The organism is Nonlabens sp. Ci31 (assembly GCF_012974865.1).
GTDB lineage: Bacteria > Bacteroidota > Bacteroidia > Flavobacteriales > Flavobacteriaceae > Nonlabens.
Genome location: NZ_CP043633.1, coordinates 1,745,001 through 1,766,682, shown reverse-complemented (window position 1 = coordinate 1,766,682; position 21,682 = coordinate 1,745,001). Strand labels below are relative to the sequence as shown.

At 38.6% G+C, this 21,682-nt stretch carries 12 protein-coding genes, 3 tRNA genes, 3 rRNA genes and 1 pseudogene; 4 read left to right on the top strand and 15 right to left on the bottom strand.

Annotated features, from left to right (window positions below; translation table 11 throughout):
* Nucleotides 1–158: 158 nt before the first annotated feature.
* Together F0365_RS07795 and F0365_RS07790 are read left to right on the top strand one after the other, a co-directional pair.
* Nucleotides 159–3,194: a histidine kinase dimerization/phosphoacceptor domain -containing protein gene (locus F0365_RS07795; protein WP_169933176.1), complete on the top strand. Its 3,036-nt coding sequence runs from the start codon at nt 159–161 to the stop codon at nt 3,192–3,194.
* A complete protein-coding gene (locus tag F0365_RS07790; protein ID WP_169933175.1) occupies nt 3,184–3,855 on the top strand; it encodes a LytR/AlgR family response regulator transcription factor in 672 nt (223 codons plus the stop codon). The genes F0365_RS07795 and F0365_RS07790 overlap by 11 nt, the downstream gene beginning before the upstream one ends.
* A gap of 490 nt (nt 3,856–4,345) precedes the next feature.
* Here the strand turns inward: F0365_RS07790 and F0365_RS16780 are convergent.
* The 9 genes and pseudogenes from F0365_RS16780 to F0365_RS07745 form a co-directional block, all read right to left on the bottom strand.
* Nucleotides 4,346–4,438: pseudogene (locus tag F0365_RS16780) on the bottom strand (GIY-YIG nuclease family protein); the annotation flags it as partial.
* Between the two features lie 86 nt (nt 4,439–4,524).
* Nucleotides 4,525–4,599, bottom strand: a tRNA-Val gene (locus tag F0365_RS07780).
* A gap of 59 nt (nt 4,600–4,658) precedes the next feature.
* Nucleotides 4,659–5,828 carry a bifunctional folylpolyglutamate synthase/dihydrofolate synthase gene (locus F0365_RS07775; protein ID WP_169934799.1) on the bottom strand — a complete coding sequence of 390 codons (1,170 nt, stop codon included), beginning with the start codon at nt 5,826–5,828 and terminating at the stop codon, nt 4,659–4,661.
* Nucleotides 5,829–5,878: 50 nt separating this feature from the next.
* A complete protein-coding gene (locus F0365_RS07770) occupies nt 5,879–6,694 on the bottom strand; it encodes a hypothetical protein (protein ID WP_169933174.1) in 816 nt (271 codons plus the stop codon).
* Between the two features lie 2 nt (nt 6,695–6,696).
* Nucleotides 6,697–7,089, bottom strand: coding sequence for an ExbD/TolR family protein (locus F0365_RS07765; RefSeq protein WP_169933173.1), 393 nt, complete (start codon nt 7,087–7,089; stop codon nt 6,697–6,699).
* 2 nt (nt 7,090–7,091) lie between these two features.
* A complete protein-coding gene (locus F0365_RS07760; protein WP_169933172.1) occupies nt 7,092–7,787 on the bottom strand; it encodes a MotA/TolQ/ExbB proton channel family protein in 696 nt (231 codons plus the stop codon).
* Between the two features lie 133 nt (nt 7,788–7,920).
* Entirely contained in the window at nt 7,921–9,450 is a 1,530-nt protein-coding gene (nhaB, locus tag F0365_RS07755; RefSeq protein WP_240961951.1) for a sodium/proton antiporter NhaB, read from the bottom strand.
* Nucleotides 9,450–10,676, bottom strand: a complete 1,227-nt coding sequence (locus tag F0365_RS07750) for a Glu/Leu/Phe/Val dehydrogenase dimerization domain-containing protein (protein ID WP_169933170.1) — start codon at nt 10,674–10,676, stop codon at nt 9,450–9,452. Before F0365_RS07750 ends, nhaB begins: the two co-directional genes overlap by 1 nt.
* A gap of 65 nt (nt 10,677–10,741) precedes the next feature.
* The gene (locus F0365_RS07745; RefSeq protein ID WP_169933169.1) at nt 10,742–11,797 is read right to left on the bottom strand and encodes an anhydro-N-acetylmuramic acid kinase; all 1,056 of its coding nucleotides are present in this window, start codon (nt 11,795–11,797) and stop codon (nt 10,742–10,744) included.
* Nucleotides 11,798–11,875: 78 nt separating this feature from the next.
* On the opposite strand from F0365_RS07745, the gene F0365_RS07740 reads away from it, so the two are divergent.
* On the top strand, nt 11,876–13,018 hold the full coding sequence (locus F0365_RS07740) for an acyl-CoA dehydrogenase (RefSeq protein ID WP_169933168.1): 1,143 nt from the start codon (nt 11,876–11,878) through the stop codon (nt 13,016–13,018).
* A gap of 89 nt (nt 13,019–13,107) precedes the next feature.
* Nucleotides 13,108–14,124, top strand: a complete 1,017-nt coding sequence (gene galE, locus F0365_RS07735) for a UDP-glucose 4-epimerase GalE (protein WP_169933167.1) — start codon at nt 13,108–13,110, stop codon at nt 14,122–14,124.
* Nucleotides 14,125–14,240: 116 nt separating this feature from the next.
* Here the strand turns inward: galE and F0365_RS07730 are convergent, their stop codons facing one another.
* The 6 genes from F0365_RS07730 to F0365_RS07705 form a co-directional block, all read right to left on the bottom strand.
* Entirely contained in the window at nt 14,241–15,104 is an 864-nt protein-coding gene (locus tag F0365_RS07730; RefSeq protein ID WP_240961966.1) for an IS1595 family transposase, read from the bottom strand.
* Between the two features lie 766 nt (nt 15,105–15,870).
* Nucleotides 15,871–15,979, bottom strand: a 5S ribosomal RNA gene (gene rrf, locus F0365_RS07725).
* Between the two features lie 77 nt (nt 15,980–16,056).
* A 23S ribosomal RNA gene (locus F0365_RS07720) occupies nt 16,057–18,875 on the bottom strand.
* A 133-nt stretch (nt 18,876–19,008) separates the two neighbouring features.
* Nucleotides 19,009–19,082 (bottom strand) — tRNA-Ala (locus F0365_RS07715).
* Between the two features lie 113 nt (nt 19,083–19,195).
* Nucleotides 19,196–19,269 (bottom strand) — tRNA-Ile (locus F0365_RS07710).
* Between the two features lie 128 nt (nt 19,270–19,397).
* Nucleotides 19,398–20,923 (bottom strand): 16S ribosomal RNA (locus tag F0365_RS07705).
* The 16S, 23S and 5S rRNA genes sit together here with 2 tRNA genes alongside, the layout of an rRNA operon.
* Nucleotides 20,924–21,682 lie beyond the last annotated feature (759 nt).

The following is a 21,682-nucleotide window of genomic DNA, read 5'->3' as shown; positions in this document are numbered from 1 at the left end:
TAGAGCTATTAAATCAATTTAAAGTCACCAAATTTATGCAGCATATTATTACTTAATTAGAGTATTATCCCTATTTTGTAGAAACAATGAGGGATGACCACTTTTAAGTTGTATGAAGTTCTTTACTTTTGATCATAGCAGATAACACGAAATTTATTTTGAAAAAACTCCTTCTTCTAATTTTTATTTACAGTACGGCGCTCTACTCGCAAAAGGAAAGTTCTATATTGATAAATAAAAGTACGTTTTCATCCAATGACGGTTATTTAATTTCGAGACCTTATCATACTATTTATGATAACAGCGGCTGGCTATGGGTTCTCGGAGAGAACAAACTTTCCAACGAATATGTTTTTGGAGAAAAAGAAATTATAATACAGCGATTTGATGGTTCTAATTTTTTTACCTTAAAAATTCCTGAAACCCCAGGAAAAAAAATCAAGGAAGGACACTTTTTCAAACATAAGAAAAAAGGTCTTTATTTGAAATTATACTATAGGGTTGCAAGAGCAGAATTGTTTTTTATCGATACAGAAACCTTAGAAATGAGAGCCGTTGATGCTTACAACGACTTAGATAAAAAGTATATCATTTCTGAAGAATATTATGTGGAGGACGATACCAGACTCATAATCACTTCAAAAAATAAATTTTATAGTGCAGAGATCAATCAGCTAAAAGTAAAACTAATCGATTCCATTCCTTTTGATAAGCCAGTTGCCGAACCTTTTTTGGCATTTACAAGAACAACAGAGGAATACTCAATTGTCAAATTATTGTTTGAAAAGGATGGCCTTTTATTGGATAAAAATGGAAAAATAACAAGTAAACTAACGGAAGCTAATTTTATCGATAAGGATGGGAAGCACTTTTTTCCGAGTACGATACACAATGTATTTAAGGTTAACGATGACTATTACTGCTATTTTGATGATTATAAGAATTTGTTTAGCTACCATAAAAAAGAGAAGCGTTTTGTAGAAATACCATACACAGGAAAAGACAATGAAATAAATAAGTTATTGCACATCACAAAAGATGGTAACCATGCTTTTACCAAGGAAATCGTGAGCGATTATAGCGATTACAAACTTTATGATTTCAATAATTTTCAGGCCGATCTCATCACCAAAATTGAAATTAAGAATTTCTCTGAAGTGTATTTTAAAGAATTTAGCAAAGATCTAGTGGTTACCAATGGAAACAACTTGACCATTTATAATTTAAGAGAAAGCAACATCAAAACCTTTTTAAAAGGCAAAAGTATACGGTCCATAAAAAAGCTAGGTAAAAACTCCTATATAGTCGCAACAGATAGTGAAGGCTTTTTCATCATAGACACTAAAAATAATACGGAGCGTCAAATAAAATTTATGAACAAGGGCGTGGAAGTACCCATCAACTACTCTCGAGATATTTTTATGGAAGATAACAACACGATAATCACAGGAGATATTGATTATCTATACACCATAGACTCAAATTTTAATCTAATTGATCATAAAAAAAGAGCGATTTTAGGAGAGGAAATCATTAAAGTAAAGGACACTATTTTCACGGCAAATCAAAATGGTACTATTTCTAAACAAGGTGTCAATGACGACAAGTATATCTTAATTAAAAATACGGAACCCGTTAAAATAAGAGAATTTGCGACCGATGGCACAACACTCTATGCTACCTCTTCTCAAGGGATTTTTGAATATATAAGTGGCAGTTTTCAAACCTATGAATTTGAAAATGAAGATACGGACAATTTACTATCTATCAACTACTTAGAAAATTACGGAGTTTTGGTTTCTACAAAATTTGGTGAGATATACAAATTTGATACCACCACAAAAAAACTAAATCTTTTCTATGAAGATGAGTTAAATGCATCAATTGTAGGTATGATAGCAGATGATAACAATAATTTATGGCTGAACACCTATGCCGGAATTGTTTCTTTAAATCAGTCGACAAAAGAAATGCTTAGATATACTACAGCAGACGGCGTTTACGAATTGGAAGGTAATAGATTTAGCACCTATAAAGATGATGAAGGGAATATATTAATGGGAAGTTTTAAAGGCCTTAGCTTTTTTAACCCAACTGACTTAGATGAAAATAACTTAGAGGTACAGCCACAATTTACGTCCATATCATTTTTTAATTCAGAAAAGGACAGGTGGGAAATCAATACTTCCCCAAGTTTTTTAAAAAGCGCTAAAGAAATCACATTACCATCAGAGTACAGAAGGTTCTCTACCACTATTTCTGTATTTGGAGAGGCAAATCCTCAGGATATAAAATACAGGTATCGTTTGTTAAGCAATGAAAGTAATTCAGACTGGTTTAACAGCTATCCAGGAAAAGAGTTGTTATATGCAAATCTAGCAGCAGGAACCTATACGTTGCAAATAGAAGCATTAGACGCGTCAAAAAACAAAATAGGAGATGCGATAGAACTCCGAGTGATTTCTGAGGAATTTTTTTACAAATCTTGGTGGTTTATAGGACTGTTAGTGTTGATTACCACAGGAGTTTTAGTCTACGTATTCTATCAATATAAACTGAAGCAAAACTTATTTGCCAAAAATGAAATTTCTTCCAATGAAGCCAAAATAAAAAGCACCATGATGTTAGAGATCCATCATAGAATCAAAAACAATCTTCAAATTGTTTCTGGATTATTGGGATTGCAAATGGCCGACAGCGATAATGAGGAATTAATCCTCAAGTTACAAGACAGTCAGAGCAGAATTGAATCTATTGCCGGTATTCATAACCTTTTATATAATTCTGAGAACTTAGAAGTTATTAGAATGAAAGAAAATGTAGAAAACATTGTAGCCTACTACAAATCTTTATTTCCGACTGAGATAACCTATCATTTAGATATAGACACTTCCATTTTAAGCATAGATGAAATTACACCTCTTTCTCTTTTACTTAATGAATTGATCAACAATTCTCTTAAACACGCTTTCTCAAAAATAGCCCAACCAGAAATTTTTATAGCGTTTAAGAAAAGTGGTAATGAGTATCTATTTACATATTATGATAATGGTAACTTCAAAAAACGAGAAGACCAAAAAGAATCTATGGGAATGAATATTGTCGAGATGATGGGCAGTCAACTCAAGGGAGAAATCAAAATAGAAAACACCACCAATTTTAAATTAACATTAGTTTTTCCAGATGCCGCATAAAATAAAAGTCTATCTCTTAGAAGACGAAATAATAACTCAAGAATTATTAAAGAGAAACTTGGAAAAATTACAATTTGAAGTTTGTGGAATGGCTACAAATGCAGAAACTGCGTTACAAGAAATCCAATTACTACAACCAGATATTGCTATTTTAGACATCAGAGTACATGGAGAAAAAACCGGTGTTTGGTTAGGGAATCAATTAACTATACCTTTCCTATATTTGACTGCCTTTCACGATACAAAAACTATTAAAAATGCAATTACTACAAAACCAAGCAGCTATTTAGTAAAACCTTTTAATACGAATGATCTCTATATTGCTTTAGAGTTAGCAGTCAGTAAAATAATAAGCAGGTCGCAAATAATTGTAAAAGAGGGAGGTAAAAACATCGTGATTTCAACTCAGGATATTTTATTTGCAAAAAAAGAAGATCAGTACCTAACGCTTTATTTGAAATACTCTGAAAAGTTAATTCGTTCTAGTGTTCAAGATTTTTTAGATCAGTTGAATTCTACTTCTTTTTTACAAGTACACCGCTCTTATGTCATCAATAAAAATCACATCACCTCTTTTAATAGTAAAGAAATTACAATTAAAAACAGCAGTATTCCCATATCCAAGCGTTTTGTTAAGGACGTTTTAGAAGAGATTGCCTAATCGAGAATTGCCTATTGCAGTTTAAGTTTTTGAAACACTAACGACCCAAAAAATTTAAAAAATAATCAGATAAATAATGTTTCTCAAATATATTTGAGTGGCACAGAAAGAGCCAAATGCTAGGATAACATATGTAATCCTGTTCGATACCAATTCATTGAACGCAGCCGGAATATTTTGATGATAAATTACCAATAAAAATAGCATCAGAAACCAATTCCCTGCAATGAAAGAACTGTTGATGTATGCATCTCCATAAAATAGGTGAGAGCTATCACTATGCATAAAAAAAGGTGTTCCTTGCTTGAAGACCATTTGTGGGTACAGAGGGAGGAGTTTATACCGAATTCACTTCGGTATACCCACGATGCACTGAATCAACTGAGCTACTTTGATAGAAGCTTTTCTATCATTGCTCTGCTTTTCCATTTTTTAATTTGGTCCTCCAATTAGAACGCTTCTGTACGAGACTCCAAAATCTCGTGCTATTTTAATTCCCAGTCTGTAGCTTTAGAGGTAAAGCCTTTTTACCAAATAAGTGCTTTTTGATACGTTCTTGAATATCGTTGGTAGAACCTATATAAAATCCGTTTCACTCTTTTGAAAATAATATATAAGTATAGAAATTCATAGACATAAAAAAAGGTCTTCATTGCTGAAGACCTTTTGTGGGCGCAGAGGGATTCGAACCCCCGACCCCTTGGGTGTAAACCAAGTGCTCTGAACCAACTGAGCTATGCGCCCTAAAGCGGTTGCAAATATACAACTGTTTTTATTTCTGCAAAGAAATAAAAACAGATTTTTTAAATAATTTCAGCTACTACAAATGTGCTTCCTGTCGCCAAAATGACATCGGCTTTTGAAGCTCTTTTCTGAGCGGCTTTAAAGGCTTGATTTATAGTATCAAAACTCTCAAAATCCAAATGAAACGAATTCAAATGATTCCCTAATACTTCTATTTCCATTCCCCTTGGAATATCTGGCTTAGAGATATAATAAAATGCTGTTTTGGGCAAGAGCTTTATAACACTAGTGGCGTCCTTATCGCTTACCATCCCTAGAATTATATGCAGCTCTTTAAACTTCTCTGCTTTGATTTGATGTATAAGAAGTCGTATTCCAGCGACGTTATGCGCTGTATCTAGTATGGTTTTAGGAGCTTGACTGACAACTTCATACCTGCCTCTTAAATTCGTGTTTCTAACAACGTTGAGCAAGCCGGTTTTCAAAGCATCGGAAGATATAGTAAAACCTTCTTTTCTCAAAAGCTCGGTTACTTTTTGAGCCACTCTAACATTGGATGCTTGATAGTCACCTTTCAGGTCTGTAGCTTGGCGAGCAGTTCTGTGATCGATAAAATAAGCAGGGCTATTTAAAGATGTCGCTTTTTCTTTAAAAAGCTTTTTTAAATGATTCCTTTTTTCTCCAATCACTACTGGAATATTTTTTTTAATGATTCCAGCTTTTTCCGCTGCGATTTTTAAATAGGTATTTCCTAATATGGCGGTGTGATCTTTATCAATATTAGTAATAGCAGTCACAACAGGCGTAATGATATTAGTGGAATCAAGTCGACCTCCTAATCCGGTTTCAATAACCGCGACATCTACCTTTTGTTCTTTAAAATATTGAAAAGCCATTCCTACGGTCATTTCAAAAAAGGACAGTTGATGGTCTTTAAAAAAGGATTTATTTTGACCCACAAAGTCCACTACAAATTGTTCTGAACACATTTCTCCATTTATCCTGATACGCTCTCTGAAATCTTTGAGGTGTGGCGATGTATAAAGTCCTACCTTATAACCAGCTTCTTGTAATACACTAGCAAGCATATGGCTGGTAGAACCTTTGCCATTAGTCCCTGCTAGATGTATCGTTTTATAAAATGTATGTGGATGAGCTAAGTGCTGATCAAGACTGATACTGTTTTTCAGATCTGCTTTATAGGCTATTTTCCCTGCTCTTTGGTACATCGGTAGCTGAGAGAAAAGCCACTCTAAAGTTTCTTTATAAGTAGACAAAGCTATTCTCCTAGTTTAAATATCACCTCAATAAAACCTATTTGTGTTTCTTTTGCTTGAGGAGCAGCGCTAAATTTATAAGTCATAGCACTCTTCTCAGCAGCAATTAGTAAACATGCAGCGCGATTTGTTGTTCCCTTTTTTCCTGGGGTAGCTTTTTTAACTTTCCCTGCTCGATCTACTTCTATTTCAACGATCACTTTACCCGTTTCATCACAAGTGGGAAGTATGCCTCGTCCGGCAAGTTTACCACGACCTTTAAGTCCATATCCTTTACCCCCTTGCCCACTTCCTGGAGCACCATAATAGGTATTAGCATAAGGATCGCCATTGATATCTCCTTTGTTTCCTGGTCCATCCCCTGGTCCTTCACCTGTATTGGTTTGTCCATCCACGGTTTCGGCACCCGTGACACTATTCAAAGCATCGAGTACAGACGAGTCTGGTTTTGGATCAGGCTTCGGCTCTACAGGTTTTGTAGCAGGCTTCGTAGGTTTTGTAGTTGGTTTTACCTCCGGATCAGAGACTACGGAGGGTGCCTCTGTATTATCTTGAGTGACTATATTCTCTACTTGAGGGGTTTCTGGTTGAGTAACTGGCTCTGGATTAGACTGTGGCGCCACTTTAGTCGTCTTTGCTGGTTCTACCGGACCAGACCCTACAGCAGTATTGCCAAAATTGATGGCTATCCCAGATTCTACAGGTGCTTCAATGACATTAATTATGGAGACAAATCTAAATAACAGAATAAGCAAAACCACCAGTAAAACACTGATAGATGCTGAAATTTTTTGTTCTTTTGTCTTCAGGTAACTCATGGCTAATTGTTTTTTACAGCAAGTACAATTTGAATTTTATTCCTATTTGCTATATCCATAACTCTAACCGAATGGCTTACCGCAGCATCTTTATCAGACCGCAGCATGATGGTAGGTTTTTCTTTCCCCAGCAGTACAGATAGGATTCTAGTTTCTAAATCTTCTTCTGTGGCCTGTGTTGCATCCACATAAAAAACACCGTCTTTTGATATGCTTACGGTCACTTTACCTTGAGTTTGCGTTTTCCCGCCAGCGCTAGGAAGCAATAGATCCAAAGCCTCCGGAGTTATCGATGGAGATGTAAGCAAAAAGAATACCAAAAGCAAAAACACGATATCAGTCATGGACGACATCGAGAATTCTGGACTTACCTTATTTCTACCTCTTAAATTCATAATTAAGCTGGTTCATTTAAAAGATCTAAGAAGTCAGATGCATTTTCTTCCATTTGATGCACCACTTTATCTGTTTTAACTACTAAATGGTTGTAACCGATGTAGGCAACGATACCTACTATAAGTCCAGCAACAGTAGTAATCATAGCAGTGTAAATACCACCTGCAAGACTACCCATGTCTGCACTACCTCCAGCGTCTGCTAGAGTTTTAAAAGCGATAACCATTCCTATAACAGTACCTAAAAACCCAATCATAGGGGCTGCACCAGCTATAGTTGCCAGCATGCTTACATTTTTCTCGAGTTTATACACCTCAAGTCTACCCGCATTTTCAATAGCACTATTGATATCTTCAAGAGGAGAACCTATACGGCTTATTCCTTTTTCTGTAAGTCGTGCTACAGGAGAATCTTCCTTTGCACAAAGCATTTTTGCACTGTCTAGACGACCATTAGTAATATGGTCTTTTATCTGTAACATAAAATTGCTGTCAATTTTTGAACTGGCCCTTATCTTCAAAAGACGTTCAAAGTAGATATAAAGAGCAAAAAATAATAGAAGGATCAATACGCCTATAATCACTGTACCAGAAGGACCTCCAGCGGTGATTAGGCCTAATAAAGATTGAGATTCTTCATTTACAAGTGGAGCTGCCTCTATTGTAACTTCTGCGGTTTCTTGAAAAAGTAGGTTCATTAAGGTATGTAATTAATATGGTTGTTAACGCAGTTCCTTAGCATTTCATTGTCTTGAACTGTGAATTTGATTTTTAAAATTCCGCTTTCGCGAAAGCGAGATCACAATAATCTCCTACAATAATACTCTTTTCTTATAAAAATAACACCACACATGCTAAACCTACCAATGTCAAAACAACGGTATACGGAAATGCCATCTTTACCATCTTACCATAAGATAAGTTGATTAAAGGTGCCAGTGCAGAGGTTAGCAAGAACAAAAATGCCGCCTGCCCGTTAGGTGTAGCCACACTAGGTAGGTTGGTACCTGTATTAATAGCTATCGCAAGGTGTTCATATTGTTCTCTTGTGATAGTGCCTGCCTCGTAAGCGGTACTTACCTCGTTGATGTACACCGTCGCCACAAATACGTTGTCAGAAATCATACTTAAAAACCCATTTGCTAGATAGAAAATTGCCGGCTGGCTTGCTGGATCCTGACTCAATGCCCATTCTATAATAGGAGCAAATAAATGCTGATCATGAATCATCGCAACTATCACAAAAAACACTACTAATAGACCCGTAAAAGGAAGTGCTTCTTCAAAAGCTTTACCTAGACTGTGCTCATCAATAATTCCTATAAAAGCCGTTTGAACAACGATCAAAGCTAATCCTATAAATCCTACTGGCGCTACGTGAAGAGCAAGACCCGTAATTAATAAAACAGCAGATATCGCCTGAACTACAAGTGCATATTTCTCTTTATCCGTGCGCTCTTCGTCTCTTTTTTCCATCCATCCCTTAATAATATTTCTTACTACAGGAGGCATTTTCTGACCAAAACCAAAAGTTTTAGTCGTTTCTAGAAATATGGTTGTTAAGATACCCGCTGCTAAAACTGGCATGGTTACCACAGTCATTACCTTAAAGAACTCTATAAAATCCCACCCCATTTTAGAACCTATCAATAGGTTTTGAGGCTCTCCTACAATCGTAGAAACGCCTCCTAGCGCAGTACCTACGACACCGTGCATTATCAAACTACGTAAAAAAGACCGAAATTCCTCTAGGGTTTTACCGCTTAACTGCTCCCTGTCTAAGGTGCTGTCTTTATCGAGATCAAGATCACTAGAATGAATTTTATGGTACACGTTATAAAAGCCTATTCCCACACTTATCAGCACCGCAGTAACTGTTAAAGCATCTAAAAAGGCAGATAATACCGCACTTAATAAAAGAAATACGAGCGATAAAGCTAGTTTAGATTTGATCTTTGTAAACAGTTTTACAAAAATATACATCAGTAACGGCTTCATAAAGTAAATACCCGCGACCATGAAAACAAGAAGAAGAATTACTTCAAGGTTTTGAGACACCTCTGCATATACTCCCCCCGTGATATGATTTCCTAATTCATCTAGCACAGGTTGATGTGTATTCTCGTCAATTTTATACATGGGATGTGTCAACCCCAATGCCAATACTTGTATGGCTAGTAACCCACCAGATTGTAATGGATAACACTTTAAAGCCATAGCTAGACAAAAGATAAATTCCCCTATGAAAATCCATCCCATCACCGTACCACTCAAAGTAAAGTAACCTAGGACATTAAAAATTAAAAAAGAGATCATGGTTAACTTGAACCATTTAGGGCTGTTACCTAAAAAATATTTCATCAAACTAGTTGTTTAAGAGCGATTTCAAATGCAGTAGAACTGATTTGTTTTTTGGAGCTATTGTTATTAAATGTATTTTGGATGGCGTTGCGTATGGTCATACTGGTATCATTAAAGATAGACTCATCTGTCATTTGCACGCGACGTTCCATAAAGTAGGCAAATACTCTTGCCATACCACAGTTAGATATAAAATCAGGTATCAAACTTACCTGCTCATCTGTATGTTCCATTATCGAGCCGAAGAAGATTTCTTTATCGGCAAAAGGTACATTTGCACCGCAAGAAATAACTTCTAAACCAGCAGCAATCATTTGGTTAATTTGATCTTGCGAAATCAATCTAGAGGCTGCACATGGTGCAAAAATTTCTGTCTTTATTTTCCAGATGCGGTCGTTCACTTCTTCAAAGGGAATTAATTCTTTGGACCTTAAGTTGTTTCCATGTTTATGGAGAAACAACTCTGTAATTTCTTCAAAACTAAAACCATCTTCATTGATCAGCCCTCCTACTTGATCTATGATTCCCACTACTTTTGCCCCCATTTGAGAAAGGTAAAAGGCAGCTGCACTTCCTACATTACCAAATCCTTGCACAACAGCACGTTTTCCTTTTACATCTCCTCCATAAATATCATAGAAGTGTTTTACCGCTTCTGCAACTCCATAGCCAGTGATCATATCGGCCACTGTATATTTTCTTGAAACGTCTGGAGAAAATGATGGGTTTTCAATCACTTTAATCACCCCTTGACGCAACTGCCCTATTCGGTTGATCTTATCTGCCTCACTAGGAGCAAAATGCCCGTTAAAAACACCTTCTTGCGGGTGCCATACCCCACAGTCTTCTGTCATGGGAATAACTTCGTGGATTTCATCTACATTAAGGTCTCCACCGGTGCCGTAATAACTTTTCAGTAAAGGAGAAACTGCTTTATACCAGCGTTCTAAAACACCTTTTTTACGAGGGTCTTGTGGGTCAAAATTTATTCCCGATTTGGCACCACCTATTGCTGGGCCAGAAACGGTAAACTTAATTTCCATGGTTTTGGCAAGAGAAAGTACTTCATTTTTATCAAGCCCTTTTCTCATTCGGGTACCGCCACCGGCAGCACCACCACGTAAACTGTTGATGACCGTCCACCCTTCAGCATTAGTCTCTGGATCATTCCAGTGAAAAACAATTTCAGGATCGGCGTTTTCATAACGTTTAAGAAGCTCCTTCATATAACTCGATTAGTTTGCACAAATATAACGTAGCTGCAAGTGGAAATCTACATTTTTAGATTTTCTTAAGGTACATAAATGTGACCGCTGCTGTGATCTCGATCTGCTCCTGTAACACTAGAAAGACAATTGTTCTGATTGCGCAATTTTAAAACGCCTAAAAGCCCAAAGATCAATGCTTCTTTATTTTCTACGATAATAGCGTCTGGAATTATAATTTTAGCGGTGGTATGCTTACTTATGGAATCGATTAAGTAAGTGTTAAAGGCTCCACCACCAGTGATAAACAAATTTTTTTCTGGTTGTAATTGTCTTGCAATTTGCACCGCAACATGTTCTGTAAATGTGGCTATGATATCGCAGGTATCGGCTATCTGATCGAGAATTTGAAAAATAGTAGCATTTACCCACTCGATCCCCAGTGATTTAGGGGCCTTTTGATGGTAATAGTCTAAGGAGTTTAACTGTTCTAGTACTAAATTTTGTACAGTTCCCGCTTTCGCGAAAGCGCCACCTGCATCGTACTCCTTACCCAATTTCAAAGCATAATGGTTGAGAACGACATTTACTGGACAAAGGTCGTAAGCGATACGTTGTGTATTTTGCTCAAAACTCATGTTTGCAAAACCGCCCAGATTTAAACAATAATCATAGGCCCCGAATAACAATCGGTCGCCTATGGGAACTAAAGGAGCTCCCTGACCATGTAGGGCAACATCCTGAACCCTATAATCACAAACCACTCGCTGATTGATAAGTTGGGCCAACTCTGGAAGATTTCCTATTTGAAGTGTGTAGTTCTCTTGAGGTTGATGGAAAATAGTATGTCCATGAGAGCAAACTGCTACTAGCTTATCTATTTTATGGGCATCGATAAAATAGAGGATTTTTTCTGCCAGATATTTGGTGTATTTTAGATTTAGCTTTTCAACTTCTTCCTTACTATAGGTAATCGCTTCAGCAAGCTGTTGCTTTATTTCGCTGGAATATGGGAGCGTTTCTGCCCTGTGAATCTGAAAGCTCCAGGACTCTTTACGTACTAATGCGACGTGTGCGATATCAATGCCGTCCAGCGAGGTGCCAGACATGATTCCTAAAACGTTATAGTACTGATGATTCATAAGTTAAAGGTGTTGAAAATGGTTAATAATAGCATTAGATTTGCAAAACGGAAAAATAACTAAAAAATAAAAGAATACATGGATTTTGGCCTAACAGAAGAGCATCTTATGATTAGAGATGCAGCGAGAGATTTTGCAAAAACAGAACTTTTACCTGGCGTTATAGAAAGAGATAACTTGCAAAAATTCCCAACAGAGCAAGTAAAGAAAATGGGAGAACTTGGTTTTATGGGCATGATGGCATCACCTAAGTACGGTGGCGGCGGTATGGACACTATTTCTTATGTATTAGTAATGGAAGAGCTCTCTAAAATTGATGCGAGTTCTTCGGTAATAGTATCTGTAAATAACTCACTCGTTTGTTGGGGACTTGACACTTACGGGAATGAGGCTCAAAAAGAAAAATACCTTACCAAGCTTACTACAGGAGAATCTATAGGTGCTTTTTGTCTTTCTGAGCCAGAAGCAGGTAGTGATGCCACTTCTCAAAAAACCACTGCAATAGATAAGGGTGACCATTACGTTCTTAATGGTACCAAAAACTGGATCACAAATGGTAATAGTGCAGATTATTATATTGTAATAGCTCAAACCGATAAAGAGAAAAAGCATAAAGGAATCAACGCTTTTATTGTAGAAAAAGGTTGGGACGGTTTTGAAATAGGAGCTAAAGAGGATAAATTAGGGATACGCGGTAGTGATACCCACTCCTTAATTTTCAATGACGTAAAAATTCCTAAGGAAAATAGAATAGGAGAAGATGGATTCGGTTTTAAGTTTGCGATGAAGTCACTTTCTGGAGGCCGTATAGGTATTGCTGCGCAAGCACTAGGTATTGCTTCTGGAGCCTATGAACTAGCCAGAGATTATTCTAAGGTTAGAAAATCTTTTGGTACAGAGATCTGCAATCATCAAGCGATTGCTTTTAAACTCGCAGACATGCATACTAATATCGCTGCTGCTCGTCACTTAGTAATGCAAAGCGCTTGGGATAAAGACCAAGGGCGTAATTATGATATGAGTGGTGCAATGGCAAAGCTTTTTGCTTCCCAAACGGCCATGGACACTTCGGTGGAGGCCGTTCAGGTTTTTGGTGGTAATGGTTTTGTAAAAGAATATCACGTAGAACGATTAATGAGAGATGCCAAAATCACTCAAATCTATGAAGGAACTAGTGAGATTCAAAAAATAGTGATCTCAAGAGGTTTACTTAGAGATTAATTAAGAATCGGAATATATAGTAAAGAGCTGCAATTTATGCAGCTCTTTTTGTTTAGGTACTTTCATAATAAAGTTTATTTTTACTTCCTATGAAAATATTAGTTACTGGCGGTTTAGGTTATATAGGTTCTCACGTTGTTGTTGAGCTTCAAGAACAAGGTTATGAAGTTCTTATTATAGATAATTTATCTAACACTTCTTTAGACGTTTTAAATAAGATTACCTCTATAACTAATATAAAACCAAGCTTTGAAAAGGTAGATGTAAGAGATAAAGAATCTCTTGCCACTTTTTTTGAAAAACATAGAAATGTAAAAGGAATCATTCATTTTGCTGCTTCCAAAGCCGTAGGAGAAAGCGTAGAGAACCCATTGTTATATTATGAAAATAATATCAATGCACTGGTTTATATGCTTCAAAACATCCAAGATAAAGAGACGAGTTTTATTTTTAGTTCTTCCTGTACGGTCTATGGCCAAGCTGATAAATTACCAGTTACAGAAGACGCTCCCATTAAGCCAGCCGAATCTCCTTATGGAAACACGAAGCAAATAGGAGAAGAGATTATAAGAGACACTTGCAAAGTAACACCACATTTAAATGCAATCGCTCTAAGATATTTCAACCCAATAGGGGCTCATAAAAGTGCTAAAATTGGCGAATTGCCATTAGGGATTCCGCAAAACCTAGTTCCTTATATTACCCAGACTGCCATAGGATTAAGAGAACAACTTTCTGTTTACGGAAATGACTACCCTACTCGAGATGGAACTGCGGTAAGAGACTACATTCATGTAGTAGATCTAGCCAAGGCTCATGTGGCGGCTCTTTCTAGACTGCTAGATAAAAAAGGAGAAGAAAACTTTGAAGTCTTTAATGTAGGAACTGGAACCGGTTCTACCGTACTAGAAGTGATCACGGCTTTTGAAAACGCAACTGGACACCCACTCAACTATAAGATTGTAGGACGTCGCGCTGGAGATGTGGTTGAGGCCTATGCGCAAACTGATAGGGTAAAGCAGGTCCTCGGATGGGAATCTACCTATTCATTGGAAGAAGCTCTTGCTAGTTCTTGGGAATGGGAAAAAGCGGTAAGAGGAAAATAATTTAAGGACCCATTTGCGTTCTTAGCCATAAGAAGCATGGATCAAGAATTCTATGATCGTTTAAACTAAACTCTGCCTGATTAAAGAATTAGTTTATTGAGTTACACACTTAGCATCTATTTTATATCTTTATGATAAATTGGTTTAGCTATTACCATTCTTTCTATTGTTTTATGGAATATGCTCTGTTTGGATTGAGATCGATTAATTCTAAAACAGAATTCGTCAAAGTAGCTTTGCACATGCCATTTACTAAAATGTGTAGGTATTGCTCTCAACCAAGATTTTAACTGCATAATTACAACATGTAGTTCTTTAAAATTACTTCCGTTATTACTTAGCTTCTGCTCTATATCATAATTCTTTTTAAGTGGAGCATAACCTCTCCATTTATCGGTAACTATTTTTGCAGAGGGATCTATATGTTCTTCAAATATTGGAGTTAGTGATTTAGCTGAGTAATCATCTATAGACTTCACATAAACTCTTTTGATTTTATGTTCGGCGCTCAGTTCTACCGCTATCACTGCTTTTTTCTTTTTTGAATCGTAACTTCTACCTTGCTTGCCTTGTTCTTTTCCTCCTACGGTAAATTCATCTACAGGAACTATTTCGGTTAGAGGATATTTTTGACTGCTTTTCATTGACTTTCTAACTTTCTGCATGAAATACCAAGCGGTACCTTGACGGATATCAAATCGCTTTCCCATTTGAACGCTGGAAACACTCTTGATACTAGTACTCCTTTCAAACACAACGCAGAATGCCTTTTGCAAACCAAATTTAACCTTATGAAACAAGGTGTTTGCCGTGGCGCTTTCAACGTGATTGCAACTGTAACAATGATATCTATAACCAGATTTATCACAGCCCTTAGTGTGACCACATTTTATACATGTAAAACCATCCTGCCATTTTATTTTTGCTAAATATGCTTTACAAGCATCATCATCTGGCAGTTCTTTCACAAAACTCAGTATATTTTGACCTTTAAAGACTTACATAACCCTTGTTATTAATGATAACAAGATATGGAAACTATATGACTAGCTCAAAAGTTTAATTCTAGCGTTCCGTAGATTATCCTTTTAAAGAACCCATGATCCAACAGCATAAGCAGACTAATTTATTGGTTCTACAGCACTATTGATTCATCAGCATTAATAGTTGACCCTTTTCTTATCGCATCAATTTTTTTAGGATCAGATTGATGACTCTGAGTATCAAAAAAACTTTTGACCTCGTTTAATTACCTCCTTTACTAGCATGTAATTTTTTTCTTATACCATCATGCAGAAGATTTCGTTTACTTTCCTTAATAGCCTTAGCAACTTGTCCTTAAGGTAATCAAAAATGACCTTTAATGGTATAGGCATTTCATTATAGATCTATAATAATAAAGAGCTTCCATATATTTTAAATGGAACTATAGTCATCTCTTGTTGACATGGACATCACTCGTATTTTATGTCTTCAGAAGCTGTAATGTGTATTTTGATCCAGATCACGGGTACCATAAAGGCATTATACCCATGACCTACTCTATATGATTAGCTATCCACTTGCCTAAATAGGTTAAGCAAAGCGTACTAGGAAGTGGCGCTGGTCATTAAAGGTTATAGGATTACGAAGGCTTTTATCCTTAGTTAGGTAGTCTGTTCCTGGCACAAGGCCAGATACCAGGTATTTTTTTGATGTAGATTTAGGGCATAAAAAAACCCTCATCCGTTAGGACAAGGGTTTAAAAGAAGGCGGCGACATACTCTCCCACAAATAGCAGTACCATCTGCGCAAATGGGCTTAACTTCTCTGTTCGGAAAGGTAAGAGGTGAGCCCCATCGCTATAACCACCTTAATGGTTCAGCTGATATAAAATCAACTGTATAAGTTGACATATTGAAAATATAAACAAGTAAATAAAAAAAGGAATGAATACCTAAGCTTACGGGTAATTAGTATCACTCGGCTATGACATTACTGCCTTTACACCTATGACCTATCAACGTGGTAGTCTCCCACGACCCTTTAAAGAAATCTCATCTTGTGATGGGTTTCGCGCTTATATGCTTTCAGCGCTTATCCCTTCCCGACGTAGCTACCCAGCAATGCTCCTGGCGGAACAACTGGTAGACCAGCGGTCAGTCCAACTCGGTCCTCTCGTACTAAAGTCAGATTCACTCAAATTTCTTGCGCCCACTACAGATAGAGACCGAACTGTCTCACGACGTTCTGAACCCAGCTCGCGTGCCACTTTAATGGGCGAACAGCCCAACCCTTGGGACCTTCTCCAGCCCCAGGATGTGACGAGCCGACATCGAGGTGCCAAACCCCCCCGTCGATGTGAGCTCTTGGGGGAGATCAGCCTGTTATCCCCGGCGTACCTTTTATCCTTTGAGCGATGGCCCTTCCATGCGGAACCACCGGATCACTATGCTCTTGTTTCCAACCTGATCGACCTGTATGTCTCTCAGTCAAGCACCCTTATGCCATTGCACTCTACGCACGGTTACCAAGCGTGCTGAGGGTACCTTTAGAAGCCTCCGTTACTCTTTTGGAGGCGACCACCCCAGTCAAACTACCCACCAAGCAATGTCCCTTGTGAAAGGTTAGATTTCAAATAAGCAAAGGGTGGTATTTCAACAATGACTCCATACTACCTAGCGATAATACTTCGATGTCTCCCACCTATCCTACACATTACTTATCCAAAATCAATACTAAGCTATAGTAAAGGTGCACGGGGTCTTTTCGTCCCGTAGCGGGTAATCGGCATCTTCACCGATACTACAATTTCACCGAGCTCATGGCTGAGACAGTATCCAAATCGTTACACCATTCGTGCAGGTCGGAACTTACCCGACAAGGAATTTCGCTACCTTAGGACCGTTATAGTTACGGCCGCCGTTTACCGGGGCTTCAATTGAGATCTTCGCCGAAGCTAAACCCTCCTCTTAACCTTCCGGCACCGGGCAGGTGTCAGGCCCTATACATCATCTTTCGATTTAGCAGAGCCCTGTGTTTTTGATAAACAGTCGCTTGGATCTTTTCACTGCGCCCTATATAAATATAGGGGACCTTTCTCCCGAAGTTACAGGTCAATTTTGCCTAATTCCTTAGCCATGAATCACTCGAGCACCTTAGAATTCTCATCCCAACCACCTGTGTCGGTTTGCGGTACGGGCTGCTTCACTTGTTTTTCTTGGAAGTTGCTCCTCTAGATTATCCAATCAGTCGTAACCTCATGGTACTATCTCAATCTTAAAAATTGATTCAACGTACTATTCCGTCAGTACGCACTAGATTTACACCTCCGTCACTTTTATTGTGAGCAGGTACAGGAATATTAACCTGTTGTCCATCCACTTCCCCCTTCGGGTACGCGTTAGGACCCGACTAACCCTCAGCTGATTAGCATAGCTGAGGAAACCTTGGTCTTTCGGTGAGGGAGTTTCTCGCTCCCTTTATCGTTACTTATGCCTACATTTTCGTTTCTATAAACTCCAACAACTCTCACGAATCATCTTCAACGTCAATAGAATGCTCCCCTACCACTCTTTCGAATTCATAGCTTCGGTAATATGTTTATGCCCGATTATTATCCATGCCGTACCGCTCGACTAGTGAGCTGTTACGCACTCTTTAAATGAATGGCTGCTTCCAAGCCAACATCCTAGCTGTCTATGCAGTACAACCTCGTTTATTCAACTTAACATATATTTTGGGACCTTAGCTGATGATCTGGGTTCTTTCCCTCTCGGACATGGACCTTAGCACCCATGCCCTCACTGCTAACCACTATTTTATAGCATTCGGAGTTTGTCAGGAATTGGTAGGCGATGAAGCCCCCGCATCCAATCAGTAGCTCTACCTCTATAAAACTTAGTTAACGCTGCACCTAAATGCATTTCGGGGAGTACGAGCTATTTCCGAGTTTGATTGGCCTTTCACCCCTACCCACAGGTCATCCGAAGACTTTTCAACGTCAACCGGTTCGGGCCTCCACTGTATGTTACTACAGCTTCACCCTGCCCATGGGTAGATCACACGGTTTCGCGTCTACCACTGCTAACTACACGCCCTATTCAGACTCGCTTTCGCTACGGCTGCGGATCTGAAATCCTTAACCTTGCTAACAACGGTAACTCGTAGGCTCATTATGCAAAAGGCACGCCGTCACCCAATTAATGGGCTCCGACCGCTTGTAAGCGTATGGTTTCAGGATCTATTTCACTCCCTTATTCAGGGTTCTTTTCACCTTTCCCTCACGGTACTAGTTCACTATCGGTCTCTCAGGAGTATTTAGCCTTAGCGGATGGTCCCGCTTGATTCATACAGGGTTTCACGTGCCCCGCACTACTCAGGATACCGTTATCAATAATGCAACTTACCAGTACAGGACTATCACCCTCTTTGGTTCTTTTTTCCAAAAGATTCCTATTCATTGCACATCAAATATTACGGTCCTACAACCCCAACAATGCCGTAACATTATTGGTTTGGGCTATTCCGCGTTCGCTCGCCACTACTAGCGGAATCACTATTGTTTTCTCTTCCTCTGGCTACTTAGATGTTTCAGTTCACCAGGTTTGCTCCCTTGCGGGTGATATATCTTCAATATACCGGGTTGCCCCATTCGGAAATTTGCGGATCAATTCACATGTGCTGATCCCCGCAACTTATCGCAGCTTATCACGTCCTTCATCGCCTCTGAGAGCCAAGGCATTCCCCATACGCCCTTAATTTGCTTATGATATTCAATTTTACTCCACAACGATATGGAGTAAAAACCTATTTTATTTTACTATTATAATGTAGAAATTAATCTACGTTACTCGTTTAATCTTTTCAATATGTCAATGAACGTTTGTGTATTAAATACACCAGTGGAGAATATCGGAGTCGAACCGATGACCTCCTGCGTGCAAGGCAGGCGCTCTAGCCAGCTGAGCTAATCCCCCATTTCAGAAATTTAGAAAATAAATTCAAAATTATGAATATGGAATATAATCCTCAACATCTAAAGTTTCCTTATTATTTTAAATGAACAAATGTGGCAAAACCACATAAAAAGTAGTCTCAGGCAGACTCGAACTGCCGACCTCTACATTATCAGTGTAGCGCTCTAACCAGCTGAGCTATGAGACTCTAAATCATTGAACAAAACCTTGCGGCTTCTCTTAATTGACAATTCCTAATATAAAATAAATAAACACACTAATTAAGTAACCCATTATTACATCACTCTTGTAGTTTCATTATTTCAGAAACTCCAGAAAGGAGGTGTTCCAGCCGCACCTTCCGGTACGGCTACCTTGTTACGACTTAGCCCTAGTTACCGGTTTTACCCTAGGCAGCTCCTTGCGGTCACCGACTTCAGGCACCCCCAGCTTCCATGGCTTGACGGGCGGTGTGTACAAGGCCCGGGAACGTATTCACCGCATCATGGCTGATATGCGATTACTAGCGATTCCAGCTTCACGTAGTCGAGTTGCAGACTACGATCCGAACTGAGATAGGGTTTGAAGATTCGCTCCTTCTCACGAAGTGGCTGCTCTCTGTCCCTACCATTGTAGCACGTGTGTGGCCCAGGACGTAAGGGCCGTGATGATTTGACGTCATCCCCACCTTCCTCACAGTTTGCACTGGCAGTCTCACTAGAGTCCCCGACATGACTCGCTGGCAACTAGCAACAGGGGTTGCGCTCGTTATAGGACTTAACCTGACACCTCACGGCACGAGCTGACGACAACCATGCAGCACCTTGCAAATTGTCCGAAGAAAAGTCTATTTCTAAACCTGTCAATCTGCATTTAAGCCCTGGTAAGGTTCCTCGCGTATCATCGAATTAAACCACATGCTCCACCGCTTGTGCGGGCCCCCGTCAATTCCTTTGAGTTTCATTCTTGCGAACGTACTCCCCAGGTGGGTTACTTATCACTTTCGCTTGGCCACTCAGTACTCAATCGTACCGAACAGCTAGTAACCATCGTTTACGGCGTGGACTACCAGGGTATCTAATCCTGTTCGCTACCCACGCTTTCGTCCATCAGCGTCAATATATTGTTAGTGATCTGCCTTCGCAATCGGTATTCTATGTAATATCTAAGCATTTCACCGCTACACTACATATTCTAACCACTTCACAATAATTCAAGACTAACAGTATCAATGGCAGTGCCGGAGTTAAGCCCCTGCATTTCACCACTGACTTATTAGCCCGCCTACGGACCCTTTAAACCCAATGATTCCGGATAACGCTTGCACCCTCCGTATTACCGCGGCTGCTGGCACGGAGTTAGCCGGTGCTTATTCTTACGGTACCGTCAACTCTCTACACGTAGAGAGGTTTCTTCCCGTACAAAAGTAGTTTACAACCCATAGGGCCGTCTTCCTACACGCGGCATGGCTGGATCAGGCTTGCGCCCATTGTCCAATATTCCTCACTGCTGCCTCCCGTAGGAGTCTGGTCCGTGTCTCAGTACCAGTGTGGGGGATCTCCCTCTCAGGACCCCTACCTATCGTAGCCATGGTGAGCCTTTACCTCACCATCTAGCTAATAGGACGCATACTCATCTATTACCGTAACCTTTAATTACTAAATCATGCGATTCAATAATACTATGAGGTGTTAATCCAAATTTCTTCGGGCTATCCCTCAGTAATAGGTAGATTGTATACGCGTTACGCACCCGTGCGCCGGTCGCCATCATCTAGCAAGCTAGATATGCTGCCCCTCGACTTGCATGTGTTAAGCCTGCCGCTAGCGTTCATCCTGAGCCAGGATCAAACTCTTCATCGTCGAATCTTTTTAAAGATCATTTAATATATGATGCTTTTTTGAAACTACTTAATTAGCATTGTGCTTATCTAAATTTATTATATAACTATAATTACCACCCTAAAGTGATAACTCTAATTTGTGCTGTCAATCAATATCTCAATGAACATCTTCAAAATCTAAAACTAAAATCTTACCATAAATCTTCACGATTTTATTGTTGATTTTTTAGCCTTTTTGAAGAACATTTGCCTCGTTAAACATATACCTGTTTTCCTTAGCGGAGGCAAATATACAGACACTATCTGTTACAAACCAAACTTTTTAATGAGAAAAAATGAAAATAATTTGAAATGAAAAACAAACACCTCATTTACAGTAAACTACTATTTGAAATGATTTGATATACTCTTTACATATAAGCCCCATCTTGAGCTAAACGATCCTCCTCCCTGCAGCCGCGTTATAACCGCTACATAAATACCTCTATCTTAAAAATAGCAAAACAGCCGAAACCATTAATACGTTTAATGATTAGAGATAGGTAAGTAAGGATTCTTCCTCACAACACTGATTCAATAAAGTCAAGGTCATTACAAAAAGATAACTTCTAATAAGGTTTCATAATGTCTACACTCCAAGCATTTTTTAAAAAGCTCCTCAGATACAAATCCTTAAGAACCCAATAGGGTATCTTTTGAGGAACCAATACCCCATGCTATATAAATGATTATCCTGGAAACAATCTATTCATTAACCATTGGACTTGTACTCATATAA